22 protein-coding genes are annotated in these 20,148 nt (G+C 63.4%); 15 read left to right on the forward strand and 7 right to left on the reverse strand.

All coding sequences use genetic code 11. The features are described 5' to 3' along the window. Nucleotides 1-90: 90 nt before the first annotated feature. Nucleotides 91-576, reverse strand: coding sequence for an FKBP-type peptidyl-prolyl cis-trans isomerase (locus CSAL_RS06590; protein ID WP_011506598.1), 486 nt, complete (start codon nucleotides 574-576; stop codon nucleotides 91-93). Nucleotides 577-928: 352 nt separating this feature from the next. Between CSAL_RS06590 and CSAL_RS06595 the strand changes: the two genes are divergently transcribed. Continuing rightward, on the forward strand, nucleotides 929-1,213 hold the full coding sequence (locus CSAL_RS06595) for a hypothetical protein (RefSeq protein ID WP_043558093.1): 285 nt from the start codon (nucleotides 929-931) through the stop codon (nucleotides 1,211-1,213). A 102-nt stretch (nucleotides 1,214-1,315) separates the two neighbouring features. Here CSAL_RS06595 and CSAL_RS06600 read toward each other — a convergent pair whose 3' ends face one another. The 3 genes from CSAL_RS06600 to CSAL_RS06610 form a co-directional block, all read right to left on the reverse strand. After that, entirely contained in the window at nucleotides 1,316-2,305 is a 990-nt protein-coding gene (locus CSAL_RS06600; protein ID WP_050934570.1) for a lipid A deacylase LpxR family protein, read from the reverse strand. A 161-nt stretch (nucleotides 2,306-2,466) separates the two neighbouring features. Then, the gene (locus CSAL_RS06605; protein WP_011506601.1) at nucleotides 2,467-2,934 is read right to left on the reverse strand and encodes an outer membrane lipoprotein; all 468 of its coding nucleotides are present in this window, start codon (nucleotides 2,932-2,934) and stop codon (nucleotides 2,467-2,469) included. Between the two features lie 106 nt (nucleotides 2,935-3,040). Further along, the gene (locus CSAL_RS06610; protein ID WP_011506602.1) at nucleotides 3,041-3,505 is read right to left on the reverse strand and encodes a DUF6314 family protein; all 465 of its coding nucleotides are present in this window, start codon (nucleotides 3,503-3,505) and stop codon (nucleotides 3,041-3,043) included. Between the two features lie 27 nt (nucleotides 3,506-3,532). On the opposite strand from CSAL_RS06610, the gene CSAL_RS06615 reads away from it, so the two are divergent. Beyond that, nucleotides 3,533-4,408 (forward strand): DMT family transporter, encoded by an 876-nt coding sequence (locus CSAL_RS06615; RefSeq protein ID WP_011506603.1) that lies wholly within the window; start codon nucleotides 3,533-3,535, stop codon nucleotides 4,406-4,408. Between the two features lie 87 nt (nucleotides 4,409-4,495). After that, complete coding sequence (locus tag CSAL_RS06620) at nucleotides 4,496-6,139, forward strand: FMN-binding glutamate synthase family protein (protein WP_011506604.1); 1,644 nt, start codon at nucleotides 4,496-4,498, stop codon at nucleotides 6,137-6,139. Nucleotides 6,140-6,149: 10 nt separating this feature from the next. Here CSAL_RS06620 and zntR read toward each other — a convergent pair whose 3' ends face one another. Then, nucleotides 6,150-6,590, reverse strand: a complete 441-nt coding sequence (gene zntR / locus CSAL_RS06625) for a Zn(2+)-responsive transcriptional regulator (protein ID WP_035410346.1) — start codon at nucleotides 6,588-6,590, stop codon at nucleotides 6,150-6,152. Then, nucleotides 6,559-7,572, reverse strand: coding sequence for a DUF1853 family protein (locus CSAL_RS06630; RefSeq protein ID WP_011506606.1), 1,014 nt, complete (start codon nucleotides 7,570-7,572; stop codon nucleotides 6,559-6,561). The genes zntR and CSAL_RS06630 overlap by 32 nt, the downstream gene beginning before the upstream one ends. Nucleotides 7,573-7,759: 187 nt before the next feature. Here CSAL_RS06630 and CSAL_RS06635 point away from each other — a divergent pair, with 187 nt between their 5' ends. The 9 genes from CSAL_RS06635 to CSAL_RS06675 all read left to right on the forward strand — a co-directional run bounded on the left by CSAL_RS06635 (nucleotide 7,760) and on the right by CSAL_RS06675 (nucleotide 14,338). Then, nucleotides 7,760-8,053, forward strand: a complete 294-nt coding sequence (locus CSAL_RS06635; RefSeq protein ID WP_011506607.1) for a hypothetical protein — start codon at nucleotides 7,760-7,762, stop codon at nucleotides 8,051-8,053. A 105-nt stretch (nucleotides 8,054-8,158) separates the two neighbouring features. Further along, nucleotides 8,159-9,040, forward strand: coding sequence for an NAD(+) kinase (locus CSAL_RS06640; protein ID WP_011506608.1), 882 nt, complete (start codon nucleotides 8,159-8,161; stop codon nucleotides 9,038-9,040). 1 nt (nucleotide 9,041) lies between these two features. Further along, nucleotides 9,042-10,049, forward strand: a complete 1,008-nt coding sequence (locus CSAL_RS06645) for a metallophosphoesterase (protein ID WP_011506609.1) — start codon at nucleotides 9,042-9,044, stop codon at nucleotides 10,047-10,049. Between the two features lie 180 nt (nucleotides 10,050-10,229). Continuing rightward, nucleotides 10,230-11,087 carry a rhomboid family intramembrane serine protease gene (locus CSAL_RS06650; RefSeq protein WP_011506610.1) on the forward strand — a complete coding sequence of 286 codons (858 nt, stop codon included), beginning with the start codon at nucleotides 10,230-10,232 and terminating at the stop codon, nucleotides 11,085-11,087. After that, nucleotides 11,084-11,347 carry a YeaC family protein gene (locus tag CSAL_RS06655; protein WP_011506611.1) on the forward strand — a complete coding sequence of 88 codons (264 nt, stop codon included), beginning with the start codon at nucleotides 11,084-11,086 and terminating at the stop codon, nucleotides 11,345-11,347. The genes CSAL_RS06650 and CSAL_RS06655 overlap by 4 nt, the downstream gene beginning before the upstream one ends. After that, nucleotides 11,347-12,207: a DUF2797 domain-containing protein gene (locus CSAL_RS06660; protein ID WP_011506612.1), complete on the forward strand. Its 861-nt coding sequence runs from the start codon at nucleotides 11,347-11,349 to the stop codon at nucleotides 12,205-12,207. The genes CSAL_RS06655 and CSAL_RS06660 overlap by 1 nt, the downstream gene beginning before the upstream one ends. Nucleotides 12,208-12,286: 79 nt before the next feature. Then, a complete protein-coding gene (locus CSAL_RS06665) occupies nucleotides 12,287-12,970 on the forward strand; it encodes a type 1 glutamine amidotransferase domain-containing protein (protein WP_011506613.1) in 684 nt (227 codons plus the stop codon). 152 nt (nucleotides 12,971-13,122) lie between these two features. Further along, complete coding sequence (locus tag CSAL_RS06670) at nucleotides 13,123-13,677, forward strand: cytochrome b (RefSeq protein ID WP_011506614.1); 555 nt, start codon at nucleotides 13,123-13,125, stop codon at nucleotides 13,675-13,677. A gap of 64 nt (nucleotides 13,678-13,741) precedes the next feature. Further along, the gene (locus CSAL_RS06675) at nucleotides 13,742-14,338 is read left to right on the forward strand and encodes a YceI family protein (protein WP_011506615.1); all 597 of its coding nucleotides are present in this window, start codon (nucleotides 13,742-13,744) and stop codon (nucleotides 14,336-14,338) included. Between the two features lie 67 nt (nucleotides 14,339-14,405). Here CSAL_RS06675 and CSAL_RS06680 read toward each other — a convergent pair whose 3' ends face one another. After that, the gene (locus tag CSAL_RS06680; protein ID WP_011506616.1) at nucleotides 14,406-16,232 is read right to left on the reverse strand and encodes a sensor domain-containing diguanylate cyclase; all 1,827 of its coding nucleotides are present in this window, start codon (nucleotides 16,230-16,232) and stop codon (nucleotides 14,406-14,408) included. 210 nt (nucleotides 16,233-16,442) lie between these two features. Between CSAL_RS06680 and dkgB the strand changes: the two genes are divergently transcribed. From dkgB to CSAL_RS06695, 3 genes are all read left to right on the forward strand, one after another. Further along, nucleotides 16,443-17,258 carry a 2,5-didehydrogluconate reductase DkgB gene (gene dkgB, locus CSAL_RS06685; RefSeq protein WP_011506617.1) on the forward strand — a complete coding sequence of 272 codons (816 nt, stop codon included), beginning with the start codon at nucleotides 16,443-16,445 and terminating at the stop codon, nucleotides 17,256-17,258. Nucleotides 17,259-17,374: 116 nt separating this feature from the next. Then, on the forward strand, nucleotides 17,375-18,706 hold the full coding sequence (locus tag CSAL_RS06690) for an MATE family efflux transporter (protein ID WP_011506618.1): 1,332 nt from the start codon (nucleotides 17,375-17,377) through the stop codon (nucleotides 18,704-18,706). Nucleotides 18,707-18,864: 158 nt separating this feature from the next. Next, nucleotides 18,865-20,124, forward strand: coding sequence for a D-amino acid dehydrogenase (locus CSAL_RS06695; RefSeq protein ID WP_011506619.1), 1,260 nt, complete (start codon nucleotides 18,865-18,867; stop codon nucleotides 20,122-20,124). Nucleotides 20,125-20,148 lie beyond the last annotated feature (24 nt).

Raw genomic sequence — 20,148 nt, forward strand, 5'->3', positions numbered from 1 at the left:
ATGCCCAGCGGGAGCGGTGCAGCCAGCGGCATGACATGAAACGGGCAGCCCAGGGCTGCCCGTTCGATCGTCACGCTGAAGGAGAGCGGCTCAGTGCTGCTCTTGTTCGCCTTCGCCGTGAACGTGACCGTGCTCGGCTTCCTCTTCGGAAGCTTCGCGCACTTCCGCGATCTCGACATCGAAATTCAGGGTCTGGCCGGCCAACGGATGGTTGCCGTCGACGGTGACGGTATCACCTTCGACCTTGGTGACCGTGACCATGAGCGGGCCACCCTGAGTCTGTGCCTGGAACTGCATTCCCGGCTGAATTTCGTCGACACCCTGGAAGGCATCGCGCGGTACTTCCTGCATCAGACCGGGTTGCGTTTCACCGTAGCCTTCGGCGGGTTCGACGGTGACTTTCAGACTCTCGCCGCTCTGACGGCCTTCCAGTTCTTTTTCCAGCCCTGGAATGATGTTGCCCGCGCCGTGCAGGTAAGTCAGAGGTTCGCGGCCTTCCGAGCTGTCCAGCACTTCACCCTCGTTGTTGGTGAGGGTGTAGTGGAAGGAAACCACGGAATTCTGGGCAATCTGCATGTTGAAGACCTTTCTGGGTGTATGTCGGTACCCATGGTAACGTGCTCATCTAGGTGTGTCAGGGGCCTCGAGGGGTTTTCATGCGCCTTTGCGATTGCATGACGCTGCTTCAAGGTAGGACGGGAACCAATGCCGGGCCTGACGGTCGACAAGAAACGCGGCGCGTGCTTGCGACAGGTCGTCGCGCCGGTTGCGCGGTCAGGGGGGCAAAGGTACCCTGCCTTCATCGACGCAAGGGCGGTGTCGACGCGACGCTCGCGCGGCCCTGCCATGCGGTCCACACTTCTTGCCGATATGCCGACCGGCGTCGGCGCGATTGAGTTATTATCGACGTGCCTATCAGGAGGCCAACATGACCGTGACGCTGATCTGGCTGATCGCCTTTGCCGTGATTCTGTTCCTCGCGCTGCGTGCCTGGGATGGTGCATTGGGACAGATGGTCATGCGCCGCATCCCCGCGATGCTGCAGCTGGGCAGCGACGATCGCTGGGTGTGGAGTATCGCGCTAGCCGTGCTGGGGGCCACCTTTATCGTGAATCCGGTTTCGATGCTCCTGACGGTGATTCTGCTGGCGCTGTTTTTCTGGGTGGGAAAGCGCGTGGGCTGCTGGCTGATGCGCCGCGTCAAGTTTCACTGATCCGTCCGCCAATCGTTCCGAGGAAAACGCCCCGCTAGTGCGGGGCGTTTTCGTTGCGGCGCTGCGCCGGTTCGGAGACAGCGTCGTTAGAGCCGGAGTCTTTCAGAGCCAGAATGCCAGCGTTACCGAGCCGAACTGATCGTGCTCTTCCTGAGCCTCGAACTCGTGCGTACGCCATACACTGGTATAGGTGAGTTGCCAGCGATCCCACGTCAGGGCGACACCGGCAAGCGCGTCTCCGACCCACTGCCGCCGGTCCACCGAATGGCTGTCCTCGAAGGTGTTGCCGTCCAGCAGCAGGTTGTGGGCCATGAAACGGCCTTCCAGGCTGGCGAATGCATACCAGCCGAAGCCCTGGCCGGGGTCGAAATGGCTTCGTCCACTCTGCGCGGGTGCCACCGCGGGCATGCCGGCGCTGCGTTGCAGGTTGTCACCGATGCGCAGGCCGACGCCGCTGGCGGCATAGGTATACAGGTTGCCCAGCGCGAATCCCGCGTTGGGCCCGTATTCCACATCGAGGGCGCCAAGCGAGCGTTGCAACCACCAACTGCGCTTGTAGGTGAGGTTGACGATCGGCTCGTTATGAAGCTGATGCGTCCAGCCCTCGGGCTCGTCGCTACCGATGAGATGGTGGAAGTTTTTCTGTATCGCCTTGCCGCCCGAGGCGGGGCCGACGATGCCGATATCGAGATGCAGGTCGTCCGCCTGGCGCCAGCCGGTGTGCTGTCGATCGTCGAACAGCGAGATGCCGGCGTAGAGCAACCCGGCATACGGGCGATCGTTTTCGACCAGGTCCGAGCGCTCGATATCCTTGGGCGTGTAGATCTGCTGGCCGCCGCGATAGGCAACGCTATCGAGACCGGCACCCGACCATCCCGGCACGATCTCGGCCAGGTCGCGTGTCCAATGGCGTGCAGCGGGAGTGAACGACCAGTCGATTTCCAGTCCGTTGGTATAGTGGCCGTCTTCGCCGTTGGCGAAAATATCGTTCTCGCTTTTGATCGTCAGCAAGCCGTCTGCCAGGGCGGGCCCGGCGAATGCCGTCATGGCAAAGGCGGGTGCGAGGCAGCCGAGCGCGCGTCCTGAGGTCATGAGTCGGTTCATGAGACAGTTCCGTATCCATGGCATATCACGTCACATACGATAGCGTATGTAAGCAGGTGCGGATAGGGGAAACTTGCTGGCAGGGAAAAACGCCCGCGCCTCGTCAGCGAGACACGGGCTTGTCTGTCGCCTCAGGCTGGCATGTCGCCTCAGTAAGGCGCGACGCTCAGGTTGGCGCCACTGCCGATCATGCGAACGCGCTGGCCGACCTGCCAGTCGCGATCGGCTTTCTGGACCACCACGATGGAGTCGCCGCTGTCACGCCGGATTTCTATCTCCCAGGCGTTCGTGCGGTTGGCGGCATTCTCGACCTTGCTGCCGGCGACGCTGCCCCCGATGGCCCCGGCGGCGGTAGCGATGGTGCGCCCCGAGCCACCCCCGACCTGGTTGCCGAGCAGGCCGCCGAGCACGGCGCCGCCCAGGCCACCCAGAATGCTTTCATTCTGTTCACCGGCCTGGATCTGTACCTGACGAACCGAGGTAATGGTCCCGTATGTCACGGACTGAGCCGTTTCGGCCTGTCCGCTGCGGTAGACATCGCCGGAATAGGGCGAGGTGTTGGCGCAACCGGCAATGCCCAGGGCTCCGATCATGACCAGGGGAAGTAAAGCTTTCATGGCAACCTCCGTTGCGGGTGTTGGCTGTTTGGAAACAGTGTTCTCAAACCATTCTAGCGTGCCAATGTCACTTCGACCAGTCGACAAGGCAAAGGTGCGTTGTACGTCATGTACTCGCTTGCCGGTAATGGTAGACGAGTCGTTCATCCTTGCGCGGCCCCTCGATACGCCACTCGAGCCGGAAACCGTGCTCCTCCAGGCTTAGGCGGCCCTGGTAGGTGTCCGCACCACACAGGTGGGGCGATTCACTGACCAGTGTCGTCGCCGAGTCGGCGACGAGGTCGAATAGACGGACCGCATTTTCGGGACCACGGCGTTCGTGGTACAGCGTGAGCCTGTTGGGCTGCAGCTCCCAGCGATAGACATTGCGGAACGCTACCTCGCGCGATTGTCCCCGCGGCAGGAAGTGGCCGCGCTCGATGAAGCGGATGGCATTGGCGAGGGAGTCTACCTCGACCTGGCCATGGCCTTGGCCGGACCAGGCGACACCGGAAGCGGTGCCGGAGCGTGATGTGAAGGTGAGATGACGAATGCTGGGCAAGCGCTGTGTCAGGCGTATAATGGCAGTCAACTTTTTTCTTTCCCGGAGTTTACCATAATGGGGTATCTGGTTGGTGTCACGGCCCTGTGGGCCTTTTCCTTCAGTCTTATTGGCGCGTACCTTTCCGGGCAGGTCGATAGCTACTTCGCGGTGCTCACGCGGATCGCCCTGGCTGCCGCGATCTTCCTGTTCTGGTTGCGCCCGCGTCGCTTGTCGATCGGTCAGGTGCTGGGCCTGATGGGAATCGGGGCCGTACAACTCGGCCTGATGTACATCGGTTTCTACCAGTCGTTCTTGTTGCTGAGCGTGCCGGAAGTTCTGCTCTTCACGATCTTCACCCCCCTCTACATTACCTTGCTCGACGACCTTCTCAAGGGGCGTTTCACCCCATTCTATCTGCTCACCGCCGCCCTTGCCGTATGCGGTGCGGCGGTGATCCGCTATGCCGATGTCAGCCAGGCGTATTGGCTCGGGTTCCTGGTCGTGCAGAGTTCGAACCTGTGCTTCGCGGTGGGGCAGGTCGCGTATCGTCATCTGGCGCCCCGTTTGCCCCGCGAGGTGGCGCACCGCCATGTCTTTGGATGGTTTTATCTGGGCGCGTTGTGCGTGGCGCTTCCGGCATTCTGGCTGTTCGGCGACGCCACGGCCATGCCGACGAGCGCGCTGCAGTGGAGCGTGCTGGCGTGGCTGGGCATCGTCGCCTCCGGTCTGGGGTACTTCCTGTGGAACAAGGGCGCCTGCCGGGTCGATGCCGGGACCCTCGCGGTCATGAACAATGCTCTCGTGCCGGCGGGGTTGGCGGTCAACCTGCTGATCTGGAACCGCGATGCCGATGTGCCTCGCCTGATCGTGGGCGGTGCGATCCTGGTGGCGGCACTCATGCTCAACGGCTGGTGGCGTCGGCGGCGGATGCCTCAGGCGCACGCCGCCTGAGGGCTCGGACTCTCGGGGCGTGCCCCTAAACCGGGCATGACGTTTTGTGTTTTCATGAAGAAGACGCTCTTCATTCAGGATCTCTTCATGAAACCTTCACTGTTATCGCGTTATGGCGTTTTCCTCGCCTGCTGCCTGGTCACGCTGGCCACGTTGCCGCTGGCCATGCAGTGGCACGTCTGGTGGCCGGTCCCCGTGCTCTGCGGCGCCCTGGTCGTGCTGGGGATCGTCGACCTCGTGCAGCGCGACTATGCGGTGCGCCGCAATTATCCCGTCGTCGGCAATCTGCGTTACGTGTTCCAGGCACTGCGCCCCGAACTGCGCCAATATCTGTTCGAGGCGGACACCGATCAATTGCCGTTTTCCCATGTCCAGCGCGGTCTGGTCTACGAGCGCGCACGCCAGCGCAATGACGCCAAGCCGTTCGGGACCTTGCGCGATGTCTACGCCAATACCTACGAATACATCGGTCACTCGATGGAAACCGCCCCCGTGGCGGCACCGGACGACTTCCGCCTGACCATCGGCAATGCGCAGTGCGCGCACCCCTATGAGGCCTCGCTGTTCAACATTTCGGCAATGAGTTTCGGCGCGCTCAGCGCCAATGCCATACGCGCACTCAACAAGGGCGCGCGTTTGGGCGGTTTCGCCCATGACACCGGCGAGGGCGGTATCAGCCCCTACCATCGCGAGCATGGGGGCGATCTCATCTGGGAGCTGGGGAGTGGTTATTTCGGTTGTCGCACGCCGCAGGGCGAGTTCGATCCTCAGCGCTTCGCCGAGCAGGCCAGCGATGCGCAGATCAAGATGATCGAGGTCAAGCTCAGCCAGGGCGCCAAGCCGGGGCATGGCGGCTTGTTGCCCGCGGACAAGATCACCTCCGAGATTGCCAAGACACGGGAGATCCCGATGGGGCAGGATTGTCTGTCCCCCGCCAGTCATCCGGCCTTTTCGACCCCGCTCGAATTGCTCGATTTCATTGCCCGGCTACGTGAGCTCTCGGGCGGCAAGCCGGTCGGCTTCAAGTTGTGTCTCGGACAACCCTGGCAGTTCATGGCCATCATCAAGGCGATGCTCGAGACGGGGGTCGTGCCCGACTTCATCGTCGTCGATGGCAGCGAAGGAGGGACCGGGGCGGCGCCCGTGGAATTTTCCGATCATCTGGGAACGCCGCTGCGCGAGGGGCTGCTGTTCGTGCACAACACCCTGGTCGGTGCGGGGCTGCGTGAGCAAGTGAGTCTCGGCGCGAGCGGCAAGATCATCAGCGCCTTCGACATCGCACGCGTACTGGCCATGGGCGCCGATTGGGTCAATGCCGCACGCGGCTTCATGTTCGCGCTGGGCTGCATCCAGTCGCAGAGCTGTCATACCAACCGGTGTCCGACCGGCGTGGCCACTCAGGACCCGTTACGCCAGAAGGCCCTGGTCGTCGGCGACAAGGCCAAGCAGGTGCACCATTTCCACCACAATACCCTGCATGCCCTGGCCGAGATGGTGGCGGCGGCCGGGCTGACACGACCCTGGCAGATCACCCCCGATCACCTGGTACACCGGGTCTCGGAGAACGAGGTGAAGCTGTTTTCCCACCTGCACCCCTTCCTGGAACCCGGTGAATTGCTGCGCGACCCCGACCAACGTCCGTTCTACGGACGCATCTGGCGAATGGCCCAGGCGCACAGCTTCGCGCCCTTGACGCTGGCCGATGCGCCCGGCGGCTCGGCGGTCGCCTGAGGCGGACCGATCAGTCGGCATGCCGATGCTGGTGTGGCTCGGGCGAGGCGTCACCGTTGGCGAACGCTGTGAGGATGGTACATTGCGTGGCGGCATGCGGGCCGCCACAGCAGGCATCGGTCAAGTGCGCCAATGCCTGGCGCATGTGGTGCAACTCCTCCAGGCGTGCGTCGATGGCGGCGAGCTTGTCCTCGGCGACACGCTTGACCTCTTCGCAAGTGTGGGCGTCGGCCTCGACCTGCAGGGAAAGCAGTTCGCGGATATCGGCGAGAGTGAAGCCCAGACGCTTGGCACGCAGGATGAAATGCAGACGTTCGAGGTTGTCCTCGGCATAGTACCGGTAGCCATTATCGCCGCGGCGGGCGTCCGGCAGCAGCCCTTCCTTTTCGTAGTAGCGCAGCGTATCGACGCTGACGCCGCTACGCTTGGCCAATTCCCCAATTCTCAGCATGCGAACGTCTCCTCTGCGTGGTGGGGGGCAAGGGCAGGCTGCGTGGCCAGTCGTCGGGGACGACGAATACACGCCACTGCGTGCCGTCGGGCGTCGTCAGATGGCATTGCCGAGGCGTCGGCGCGACGACGAAATGCTCCCTCAATTCGGCCTCCAGCACCGGCAATGGGCGATACCGTTCGTCGCGTGGCGGCGCGAGCCAATGTGGCTTGTGGAGCGTGACGCCCAGGCTGTCGTCGGGAAGGGCGCCATGCAATGCCGGCCAGTCTCGCCATGGCAGCCAGACCCCCTGAAGGGCGGTCCGTCGCGAGGGGCGAGGCGCCGGCAGCGAATGCGGCCAGGGCCAGAACAGCACGCCGGGCATGGCGATGCGCTGTTCCAGAGATGTCGGGTCGATGCCGTTCGCCTTCAAGGCCGCGAGCGAAGCGGGATGATGCGCCAGCGGTAGCTGATGTCGCAAGGTATGATGCAGCTTGCGCGCCAGCGAGTCGGCGCAGCCGGTGCCGATCCAGCGTGCGGGGTCGCGGGCGTCGCCCGGGCCGTCGCGCAACCCCAGGTAATACTTGATGGCGAGTTCGAGGTGGACCGGTCTCTCCTGGGCATCGACGTAAAGGAGGTCGAGTTCGCCGAGGGTTCGGCCATGGGCGTGGAGCACCAGGTTGGTGGCGAGCAACCGGGTGGCCGGCGCGAGATCGAGCAGCGCATGCCAGAGACGCTCGTGGTAAAGCCCCAGGCGGCGAGGGCATTCGCCCAGGTAGGGCTCGAGCCTCTCTGGTGCCATGTCCAGCTCACGCAACCATGCCTGACGGCAGGCGCTATTCTCTAGCCCGAGTTCCGCGAGTGTCGGTCGCCCGGCATAGGCAGTGGCGACGAGATCGGGGGCATGCAGCAGCCAGGCGAGATCGCGCACCCAGGGATGGGTGAGTGAATCCCACTCGTATCTGTCTGTCGTATCGCCGTCGGCGCATCGGGAATGTGTCATTCGCGTGCCATGTGCGTCACGCCTTCGCAAGTGAGCGCGGTCCGCCCGGGCACTGCGTCAAAGCGTCGCTGGGGTCGGGGTTGTGCCGAAAACACGTCCAGGGACAATATACTCATGTGCATGCAGCCGTCGAGATGTCGGGGTGCCATGCCCTATCTTGCCAGCGCGTTTTCACGGGAGACGCTTCATGACGTCATCGGAAGTGGCCAGTTCGGACGCGGCGAAACGCCGTCGGAGACGGCGTGGCCTGATCAAGTTCTTCGCCGCCATCGTCATCATCAATCTCATCGTGGGAGTCGCCGGGATCCTGTTCATGATGCTCTATTACGGGGGTGTCGATGGACAAGGATGGGCCGCGCTGGTGGCCTTCATGATCTTGAACACCGTTTTCGCATCACCTGTCGCCGTTTACCTCTATTGGTGGGAGCTGCACCCGGTGCAGAGTGCCGACTCGGATCAGTACAACGATCCCCGATCCTGAGCGTCGCATGCCGCCGGCCGGCGGCGTCGCGGGTGCTCGCGGTTTGCTCCCCCGAGCGCCAGTCCGCATAATGACGGGCCGCGATGCCGGCAACGAGACGTTTTCATGCAGCCATTCAAGACCATTGGCCTGATCGGGCGATTGGGCAGCCCCAATGCAGTGGAGACGCTCAAGCGGTTGCTGCGCTTCCTCGGCACCCGTGAGCTCGATGTGATCGTCGACGAACGCACCGCCACGGTGCTGCTCAACCACGGCTACCCCGAGGCGAGCCGCAGTCGCCTGGGGGAGCTTTGCGACCTGGTGATCGTGGTGGGGGGCGACGGCAGCCTGCTCAGCGCGGCACGCGTGCTGTGCCAGACCCAGACGCCGGTGCTGGGGGTCAATCGCGGGCGCCTGGGGTTTCTCACCGATATTTCTCCGGACGACGTCGAGGAGCGGATCGGCGAGGTGCTCGACGGCCATTTCGAGAGCGAGCAGCGCTTTCTGCTCGAAGCGGAAGTCTTTCGCGCCGGCAAGCAGGTGGGCACAGCCTCGGGGCTCAACGACGTGGTCATCCACCCCGGCAAGGCGGCGCGCATGATCGAGTTCGAACTGTTCATCGATGGGCAGTTCGTCTATAGCCAGCGCAGCGATGGGTTGATCATCGCCACGCCAACCGGCTCCACCGCCTATGCCTTGTCGGGGGGCGGACCCATCGTGCACCCGCGCCTCGAGGCCATCACCCTGGTGCCGATGTTCCCTCATACTCTCTCCAGCCGGCCGATCGTCGTCGATGCCGCCAGCGAGGTCACGATTCACATCGGCGAGACCAATCAGGCGTATCCCCACGTCAGTTGCGATGGCCAGACCCAGGTGGTGTCCAAACCCGGCGACATCATGGTCGTGCGTCGCAAGCGCGAACGCCTGACCCTGATTCACCCACGCGGACACAACTACTTCGAGACCTGTCGCACCAAGCTCGGCTGGAGCAGCCGGTTGGGAGAGTGACATGACATTGCCTCGCCACGACCTCGATGGCTACGACTTGATCGGCGATGTCCACGGCTGTGGCGCATCGCTGGCCGTGCTGCTGGAGAAGCTCGGCTATCGCCTGCAGGCGGGGGTGTACCGCCATCCGCGCCGCCGGGTGATCTTTCTCGGCGACCTGATCGATCGCGGCCCACGCATTCGGCTGGCGCTGAGCATCGCCTGGAACATGGTAGAAGCGGGGCAGGCGGATATCGTGATGGGCAATCACGAATACAATGCCTTGGCCTATTGTCGTCGTTCGCCCCCGGGCTGGTCGGGAGAGTGGCTGCGTGAGCATTCGCCGCGCCACAACCGCATCATCAACGAAACGCTGGCGCAGTTCCGCGAACATCCCCAGGAGTGGGATGCCTACCTGGATTGGTTCATGGCGATGCCGCTGTGCCTCGAGCGCGATGGGCTGCGCGTGGTCCACGCCTGCTGGGACAGCGAGTTGATCGCGGCATATCGCGAGCAATGTCCCGACGGGCGCATGAGCGAGGCGTTCTTTTACGATTCGGCGCGCCCGGGCACGTTCGCGTTTCGTGTCATGGACCGGCTCACGCGCGGGCCGCATCTGCCGCTGCCGTCGGGGCTCAAGATCCATTCCGGCGATGGCTTCACGCGCAGTTCGTTCCGCGCGCACTTCTGGGCCCGCGACCCGCAAACCTATGGCGACGTGGTCTTCCAGCCCGACAACCTGCCCGGCGGCATCGAAAACCAGCCGCTGCGCGCGGAAGAGCGTCGGCGCTTGCCTTACTATGGCCCGGACGAGCCGCCCTTGTTTATCGGCCATTATTGGTGCGAGGGCATCCCGGCGCTGCCGGCACCGAATATCGCCTGTCTCGATTACAGCGCAGTGAAGTATGGGCGCCTGGTGGCCTACCGCTGGGATGGAGAGCGGCGCCTGGATGCCAACCGCTTCGTGTGGGTCGAAGTGTCTCGCGACGAACCGGCGCGATCCCGCCCGGACGACATCGAGCTGGCGTAGGGCGTCTGGCAGGCATCGCGGAAAGATTGAAAAAATTTTCGCCGCATTGGGAACTCATTGCGGTGGGCGTCGTCAGAGTAGGTGTTCCCTTGAATGATCCCTTGCTCTTGTCCGGCGGCCCCCTCCGCCGGACTTTTTCTTGTTGGGCGCATGCCATGCGTCATGAAAGGGAATCCCTTTATGTACAAGTTGCTGGAACTGCCTCGCCAACAGGACATCGTCGCACTGCGCCGCGCGCTGTGGGCGCACCGCATTGGTCATCAGGTGACCGAGGAGGAGACGGTGCAGGTGGTGTGGCTGGCCGATCCGCGCCAGCGTGACGACGCCGCGCGCCTGATCGAGCAATGGCACCGCGGCGCATTGTCCGAGCGTCCAGCGTCACCCCCCAAGCGTCCCTCGACAAGCCTGTTCGGCAGTGCCTTTTCACAGGCTCCGCTGGCGGCGGCCTGCGTCGCGCTGTGTCTCGCGGTGTTTGCTTTGATGGCGCTGTTCGGCGATCGGGTGGTGGCCGCACTGACCTTCGTGCCGGTGGAGCCCTCGCAGGGACGCTTGATGGTGGGCACGCTGGGTGACGTGGTCGCCAGCGGTCAGCTGTGGCGCCTGCTGTCGCCGACCGTCATGCATTTCGGCTGGATGCATCTGGTGTTCAACATGCTGTGGCTGTGGTATTTCGGACGCCAGGTCGAAGCGTTGCAAGGGCCGCTGCGGCTTGCGGCGATCGTCGTCGTGGCGGCGCTGGCCTCCAATCTGGCGCAGTATGCCACGGGCACGGTGCTGTTCGGTGGCATGTCCGGCGTCGATTATGCCCTGCTGGGCTATGTCTGGCTGATGGCCCGACGGGCGCCTGCCAGTGGATTCTTCGTGCCGCAAATGCTTGTGGTGTTCATGCTGGCCTGGATGGTATTCACCATGACCGACATGGCGGGGCTGTTCGGGTTCGGCAACGTTGCCAACGAGGCGCATCTCGGCGGTTTGCTGGTGGGGCTGGCCTGGGGCTGGTGGGCCGGTGGACGTGCCGCGAAAGGAGACGGAACATGAGTGATATGACCTTCGACAAGATGGTGGCGCAGATGACGCCGGCCATGTACGACAGTTTCAAGCAGGCGATCGCGTTGCGGAAATGGCCGGACGGCAGACGTCTCACCCAGGAACAGACAGAGCTGTGTCTCGAGGCGGTGATGAAGTACGAAATCGCCCATGGCGTGCCCGAACACGAGCGCGTGGGGCATCTCGATCGCGTCAGCTGCGGCAGCGGTGACGACCCGGGCGAGCCCGATGCCATCAAGTGGATGAACTGATGGGGGATCTGTTCGATGTGGCGGATGTCAGCGCGGCTCGTGGCACGCTGCGCAAGATGGGCATCGTTCCCGGCGAAGGGGATGCGCCGGCGCATTACACGCTGCGCGCCGGTGAGCATCGTCTCGCGCTCAACGTGCATCTGGGCGCGGGGGTGCGACTGACGCACACCGGCCAGATTCATTGCCTGCATTGCGGACGCGCCACCCGCAAGAGTTTCGCGCAGGGCTACTGCTACCCCTGTTTCAAGTCGCTGGCGCAGTGCGATACCTGCATCGTCAAGCCGGAGACCTGTCACTACTACCAGGGGACCTGTCGCGAGCCGACGTGGGGCGAGCAGCACTGTTTCCAGCCCCACGTGGTCTATCTGGCCAACTCGTCGGGGCTCAAGGTGGGCATTACCCGCAAGACGCAACTGCCCACGCGCTGGCTCGACCAGGGTGCGATTCAGGCATTGCCGATCATCGAAGTCGACAATCGGCTGCAATCAGGCATGGTCGAGACGCTGTTCAAGGAGGCCGTGGGGGATCGCACCAATTGGCGGGCGATGCTCAAGGACGATGTCGCGCCGCTCGACCTGGTCGCCGAGCGGGATCGCCTGTTGGCGTCGCTGGCACCCGGCCTGGCGGCGTTGCGCCAGCGTTTCGGCGAGACCGCCATTCGCACGTTGGCGCTGGACCCCGTGTCGCTGCGTTACCCGGTGCTGGAGGCCCCACGCAAGGTGGTCTCGCACAATTTCGACAAGACGGCCGAGGTCAGCGGCCGGCTAATGGGCCTCAAGGGGCAGTATCTGATCCTCGATACCGGCGTGATCAATCTGCGCAAGTTCGGCGGATATGAAGTGGAGGTCGCCATCGAGTGAGCGTGGCGCCTTGAAGTCGCGCTTGGCGATGCCATCTAGGAGGTATCGACACCGATGTCGTTCAGCCAAGGAGGCTCGCATGAAGATTTTGATGGTACTCACGTCGCACGACCGCATGGGCGATACCGGCAATCCCACCGGTTTCTGGCTGGAAGAGTTCGTGGCGCCGTATTACGTGTTCAAGGATGCAGGGGCCGACGTGACCCTGGCCTCGCCGAAGGGCGGGCAGCCCCCCGTCGATCCCACGTCCACGCAGCCCGATGCGCTGACCGAGGAGACCCGCCGCTTCGACGGTGACGACGAGGCCAAGGCGCAGTTGGCCAATACGCACCCGCTCGACACCATGCGTGCCGACGACTTCGATGCGGTCTTCTACCCCGGTGGCCACGGGCCGCTCTGGGACTTGACCGAGGATCGTCATTCTCAGCAGTTGATCCACGACTTTCTGGCTGCGCGCAAGCCCGTGGCGGCGGTCTGCCATGCGCCGGCCGTCTTGGTGCACGTTCAGGGCGTCGACGGACAGTCGGTGGTCAAGGGGCATCGTGTCACCGGCTTCTCGAACAGCGAGGAAGAGGCTGTGGGTCTGACCGGCGTCGTGCCGCTGCTGGTCGAGGACGCCCTCAAGGGCAAGGGCGGGCATTACGAGCGCTCGACGACGGATTTCGAGGCGTTCCAGTTGCGTGACGGCCTGCTGATCACCGGCCAGAACCCGGCGTCCAGCGCGCCGACCGCCAAGCTGCTGTTGAGCGCCTTGACAGGGTAAGGCGGCTGGCAGCGTCCTTGTTATCTCTCCTCATAATGGCCCGTTCATGCGGGCCATTGTTTCCATCTGGTTAATGATGCCTTTCCCCGTGACGTCCTGGCGCTCCGCGCGCCAGCCGTTATGCTGAGATGCAAAGCATGCGGAGTGCGGCTATGTGGCGTAACACGATCCATGGGTGGGGCATTGCCAGCATCGTCATGCACTGGCTGAGTGCCTTGATCGTGGTAGGACTCTTTGCACTGGGCTGGTGGATGACCGGGCTCGGCTACTATGACAGCTGGTACCAGCTCGCCCCTTGGTGGCACAAATCCTTCGGCATGTTGCTGCTGGGCGTGACGCTTTTGCGCGTGGCATGGCGCTTGAGCCAGTCCACTCCCGGGGCCCAGGGGGAACGCTGGGAGCGTTGGCTCGCCCATGCCGGGCATGTGCTGCTCTACGTACTGCTGTTGACGGTGTTGATGAGCGGCTATTTGATCTCGACCGCCGAAGGGCAGGGAATCAGTGTTTTCGGTATCTTCGAGGTGCCGGCACTGATCAGTGGATTGCCCAATCAGGCGACGCTGGCGGGCGACGTTCACTGGTACGCGGCCTGGGCGCTGATCGTGCTGGCCGCGGGACATACGCTGGCGGCGCTCAAGCATCATCTTCTCGATCGTCGGGACACGCTGCGTCGCATGTGGTGGCCGAGCGTGTCCCGACGCCAATGAGTCCGATACGCGTGGTGATGCTCCGCCGCGTTGGCACTTCAATCCTTCACCTCAGGAGGTGACGATGTTCTCGAAAACGCTACGCAATACCGTAACCGGTGCCGCCCTCGGCGCAGCCGCACTGTTGCCGATGACTCAGGCCAACGCCGCCGAGTACCAGATCGACAGCAAGGGGCAGCATGCCTTCATCCAGTTCAAGATCAGCCACCTGGGCTATTCCTATGTGCTGGGCACCTTCGATGACTTCACGGGGACGTTCAATTACGATCCCGACGCGCCGGAAGCCTCCAGCGCCAATGTCGAGGTCGACGTGAGCAGCCTCCATACGGCACACGCCGAACGCGACAAGCACCTCCTGAGCGACGACTTCCTCGACGCCTCGGAGTATCCCACCGCGACGTTCGAGTCCACGGGATTCGAGTCGACCGGCGACGGTGAGGGCGAGCTGTCGGGCAACCTGACGCTGCATGGCGAAACGCAGCCGATCACCATCGATGTCGAGCATATCGGTGGGGGCGATGATCCCTGGGGCGAATATCGCCATGGCTTCGAGGGCACGACGACGCTGACGCTGGCCGATTTCGGCATCGATACCAGCAAGCTGGGGCCCACGGCTTCCAGCGTGGAAATGTACCTCGTGGTCGAGGGCATTCGCCAATAACCACGGGACATGCCCGCTCTTGATGTCTTCCACATCGCCCCGCTTCGGCGGGGCGATGTCGTTCAGTTCACGGCGAAGCGATCGTCAGGCGATTGCGGCCGCCTTGCTTGGCTTCGTAGAGCGCCATGTCGGCACTGTGCAGCAGGTGTTCCGCGTTGTCGCCATGTTGCGGGTAACAGGCGAGCCCCAGAGACACGGTCAAGCGTATCGGCGCCGGGACATTCGCCTCGACGTCCAGCGCGCTGACGCAACGGCGTAAATGGTCGCCACGCCGCTGTGCGGCATCCAGGCCGGCGCCGGGCATGATGATCACGAATTCCTCCCCACCGTAGCGGCATACGATATCGTCGCGCCTGACATGGGCGTTCAGCAGTTCGGCTACCGCGACCAGTGCTCGGTCGCCCAATGCATGCCCGTAATCGTCATTGATCGGCTTGAAATGATCGATATCCAGCATGAGCACGCACAAGGGGACCGCTTGCCGCTCGGCACGCGCCAGTTCGCGCGCCAGGGTCTCGTCCAGGAAACGCCGGTTGTACAGGCCCGTCAAGGCATCGCGGATGCTGGCCTCCTCGAGTTGTTCACGCAGCCGAACGTTGCTCAGGGACAATACCATGTCCTCGGCGACGCCCTTGGCGAAGTCGACGCGGGCATCGTTGTCGTCGTCGGCATCGCGCTCGGGCAGCCAGTGCACCTGCAACACGCCGAGAATGCCCTCCGAGCCCTTCAGTGGCAGACACAAATGACGTCCGGGCGTCGGTGACGCCAGCACGTGCGGGCATACGCTGGCGTGTCGTGCCGATGGCAGTGCGATGTCCTGCGGCTGGCCCGTGTGCAGGGCATGACACGTCTGGAACGTTTGCACGTCGTTTTCCGGCGCATCGCCCCAGTGACACACACGCTGAGGCGGCTGCGGAGAATGCATGTCCAGGCACCACAGCGCGCCGCCCCGTGCGTGGGAAAAGACATGAGGCAATTGATCGCGCAGGGCGTCCTGGGCGCTGCGGGTGTCGCGGCAGGCTTGCAGGGTTTCGATCAAGGCATGGCGAGCCCGCATGTCGCGCGTACGCTCCTGAACCAGGGCATGGACGCGTTCGGCGAGTTCTCGGCTGGTGCGTTTTTCGGTGATGACCAGGGCTTCGAGGCGTGCCGCCATGGCATTGAAGGCGTGTGCCATCCAGGCAAATTCATCGCGCCCGGGCAGTATGACGCGCTGGCTGAGGTCGCCTTCCACCATGCGCCGCGAACGCTGGGTAATCTCCATCACGGCATGTCGTGTGCGCTGGAAAAGCGGCCACCAGGTGACCAGGGCACCGGCGAGCGCCAGGAGGATACTGACGATCATGATCCGCTGTGCATTCATAGCGGCATCACGGCTGTCGGATTGGCGTACATGCAGGGACGCCTCCTCGGTATCGATGAAGTTGCCCATGATCACGCGAAACTCGTCCACCAGGCGTTTGCTGGCAGGCGTCGCAGCCCCCGGCAGGCCGCTGCCGTTGCCTTGTGTTTCGACGATGCTGACATTGGCGACGTTTTTCACCCACTGACGGAACAGCCGGTTGGCACGTGCCAGACGCTGTTGCTGCGTCTCGCCCTGGACGCTGTCACGCAGGGTTCCCAGGGTACGCGGAAACATGCTCAGGGCCCGCTGGTAGGGTGCCAGGTAATCGCCGTCTCTGGTGAGCGCGTAGCCACGCTGGGCGGTCTCGGCATCCATGAACAGACGCATCAGATGATTGGCATCGGCGATCACGCCCAGCGTCTGTGCGACGCTGCGTGCCGTGTGCTGTTCCGCCTGAGACGCCTGGTAGAGCGTGATGCAGCCCGTCAGCATGACCATGAAAGGCATGACCGCCGCGATGACCATGCGGGCATAGAATGAATGAGGCATGCAATGAAATCTTTTCAAAATGTAACTTTATATTTCTACCGTGTGGCATATGAAGGCGGCAAGGGACGCATCGTCGCCATGATCTAGGGGGTGAACGGTATTGAAAGTCAATGGCGGGGGCCCCACGTGATCTAAACGTAAAACAGGGCGCTTAATGACTTTTTCCTGTTGTATCCAGGCGCCTTTCTCGCAGCATGACAAGGAGTCAGCATGGCTACGCAACGCACGGTCTTGCCTCGTATCGGGCTTGGTACCTTTCGCCTCAAGGATCAGGACGTCATCGATTCCGTGACCTCGGCGCTGTCGCTGGGGTATCGGCATATCGATACCGCGCAGTTCTATGGCAACGAGCGCGCGGTAGGCGAGGCGCTCGCGCAAAGCCACGTGCCGCGCGAGGAGATCTTCTTGACCACCAAGGTATGGTGGGATCAACTGCAGCCGCAGGCATTGCTCGATAGCCTCGAGGAAAGTCGGCGACAGCTCGGGGTCGATTACGTCGATCTGGCGCTGGTGCATTGGCCTTCGCCCGATGATGAAGTGCCGATGGCCGACTACATCGGGGCCTTGAACCAGGCCCGTGAACAGGGCCTGACGCGCGACATCGGCGTCTCCAACTTTACGGTGGCGCAGATCGATCGGGCGCTGTCGGTGCCGGGCGGCGAGCATCTGATCACCAACCAGATCGAGGTGCATCCTTACCTGGCCAACCGCAAGGTGGTGGCGCATTGTCAGGACAAGGGCCTGCAGGTGACGGGCTACATGCCGCTGGCAGTGGGCAAGGTGATGGATGATCCGGTACTCCAGGCGATCGCCGAGGCGCACGAGGCGACACCGGCTCAGATCGCGCTCGCCTGGGTGGCGGCCCGCGATATCGTGGTGATTCCGTCCTCGACGAAGCCGGCGCACCAGCAGTCCAATCTCGAGGCGATGCGGATCACGCTGAGTGCCGAGGAGATGGCTCGTATCGACGCGCTGGATCGCGGCGAGCGTATCGCCAACCCGGACTTTGCCCCCGAGTGGGACTGAACGCGCAAGACCGGCGCCATTGAGGACGCTTTCTGCTAGGCTTGGCGCCCCCGGTATTCTCGATACCGGGGGCGCACTGTTTGATACCTTGAACGCTGATTCGCAAAGAGGTTTCCGTGACGGAATCCACATCCTCGTTACGCCGCCAGCTGTGGCAGCAGACCTGGCCCATGGCTATCGGCGTCCTGGCGCTTCTGGGCTTCCAGCTCGTCGACAGTGCCTTCATCGCCCGCCTCGGGACGCAACCGCTCGCCGCTCAGTCCTTCACGTTTCCGCTGTCGTTTCTGATCATTGGCGTGCAGGTGGGGATGGGGATCGCCATTGCGGCGTTGATTTCGCGAACCCTCGGTGCCGACGACATGGCGCGTGCGCGACGCCTGGGTACCCTCGTTCTGTTCGGCGGCAGTGCGCTGATGGCGGTGCTGATGCTGATCATGTGGCTGGCGCAGACGCCGCTGTTCACCTTGCTGGGGGCCGATACGCCCACGCGTGCCCTGATCCGTGCCTACTGGGGGCCGCAACTGCTGGCCAACTGGCTGGGCGCAGTGCTGTATTTCGGCTATAGCCTGTTTCGTGCGCACGGCGATACCCGCCTGCCGGGCAAGCTCATGGTCGTCACCAGCCTGCTCAACCTGGGGCTGGATCCACTGCTGATCTTCGGTGTCGGCGACTGGTCGGGCTGGGGGCTGCCTGGCGCGGCGTGGGCAACGGCAATCGCGTTCGCCATCGGCATCTGGCTGCTGGTACGGCGTCTTCGTTCGCATGATTGGCTGGCGCGTCATGGACTGCGTCGCGAGGTACGCGAGTCGTCCGGTCCGTTCGTGACCATCGCGGGCCCAGCGATGGTCAGCCAGCTGATGCCTCCGCTTTCCGCGATGCTGGCGACCTGGGTGGTGGCCGGGCTGGGCGAAACCGCCGTGGCGGCCTGGGGGCTCGCCAGCCGCCTGGAAACGTTGTCGCTGATGGTGGTGCTGGCCTTGACCATGTCGCTGCCACCTTGGCTGGGGCGCTGTTACGGGGCGGGAGACTGGCCACGTATCGAGGCGCTGATGATGCTGGCGGCACGCACCGCTGCCATCTGGCAGCTCGGTCTGGGAATCGTCATGGCCGTGGCGGCGCCCTGGGTGGCCGTGGCGTTGTCGGGCAATCCGGAAATACGCGATGAACTCGCCATGTTGATTCGCTGGCTGCTGCCCAGCTACAGCCTGCTGGGGCTGTGCATGCTCGTGGTGTCTGCCTCCAATGCCCTGGGGTGGCCGATGCGTGCGATGCTGTTGTCGTTCATGCGCCTGTTCGTCTGTTATCTGCCTTGCCTGGCGCTTGGGGCATGGCTGGCCGGCGTCTTCGGCGTCGCCTGGGGCGCCGCCCTGGGCAACGTACTGGCCGGGGGGCTGGCCTGGGGGATTTTCCGCCGCTCCCTGAAGCGTCGCATGGCCACCGCGGAGTGATTCTGCAAAACACTGTTTTTTAAGTTTCAAGGACTGACTTTCATAAAAAATTCGTTCACATCAAGCATGTGATAGCGTCAATACAAAATATTCCACTGGTTTTCTCGTCTTATACTGGCGCTTCTTTTCAGTGCGTTCAGTACAGAGGCGAGGCATCCATGCAGGTACTCATTCTCGGTAGTGGCGTCGTCGGGGTCACCAGCGCCTATTACCTGGCGACCCAGGGGCACGAGGTCACGGTGGTGGATCGTCGCGAGGCCCCCGCCATGGAAACCAGCTACGGCAATGCCGGTCAGGTGTCGTTCGGGTTTTCCTCCCCCTGGGCGGCGCCCGGCATCCCGCGCAAGGCACTCAAGTGGATGTTCCAGGAGCATGCACCGCTGAAGATTCAGCCCAAGCGCGACCCTGCCATGGCACGCTTCATGATGGCGATGTTCAACAACTGCACGCCCGAGCGCTATGCCGTCAACAAGGAGCGCATGGTGCGTGTCGCCGAGTACAGCCGCCAATGCATCGATGCACTGCGCCGCGATACGGGAATTCGCTACGAGGATCGCCAGCGCGGTCTGCTGCAGCTTTTCCGGCATGAATCGCAGGTCGAGGCGGCTGGCAAGGACATGCGGGTGTTGAGTGAATGCGGCGTGCGTCACCGGCTGCTGGGTGCCGAGGAACTGGTGACGGCCGAACCGGCACTGGCGCGCGTGCCGGGCAAGTTCGTGGGCGGGCTGCACTTGCCCGACGATCAGACCGGCGATTGCCACTTGTTCACGCAACGCCTGGCCGAGCATTGTCGCGAGCACCTGGGGGTCACGTTCCGCTTCGGTGTGGATGTTCAGCGTATCGAACGCCAGGCCGGGCGCGTGGAGCGCGTGGTCACGTCGGCGGGCTCTCTTCGAGCGGATGCCTATGTGGTGTGCCTGGGCAGCTTCTCGCCGCTGCTGGTCAAGGACCTGGATATCCGCTTGCCGATTTATCCGGTCAAGGGGTATAGCCTGACGCTGCCGGTGACCGACGATGGGGGCGCGCCTCAATCCACGGTCATGGACGAGACCTTCAAGGTCGCGATCTCGCGTTTCGACGACCGGATACGTGTCGGTGGTACCGCCGAGTTGGCCTCCTACGATCTGAGCCTGCTGGAAAAGCGGCGTGCGACCATCAGCATGGTGGTGCGCGATGTCTTTCCTGAAGGCGGCGACGCGGCCAAGGCCGAGTTCTGGACCGGGCTGCGCCCGATGACCCCGGATTCGACGCCGATCATCGGCGCCACGCGTTACGACAACCTCTGGCTCAACACCGGTCATGGCACTCTCGGTTGGACGATGAGCTGCGGCAGTGCCCATCTGCTCGCCGATTTGATGGCCGGGCGTCGGCCCGCCATCGACCCCATCGGACTGGACGTCTCCCGCTACGCCGCGTGATTTCGTCGACAGGGGAATCCCTGC

This window comes from Chromohalobacter israelensis DSM 3043 (assembly GCF_000055785.1).
Classification (GTDB): domain Bacteria; phylum Pseudomonadota; class Gammaproteobacteria; order Pseudomonadales; family Halomonadaceae; genus Chromohalobacter; species Chromohalobacter israelensis.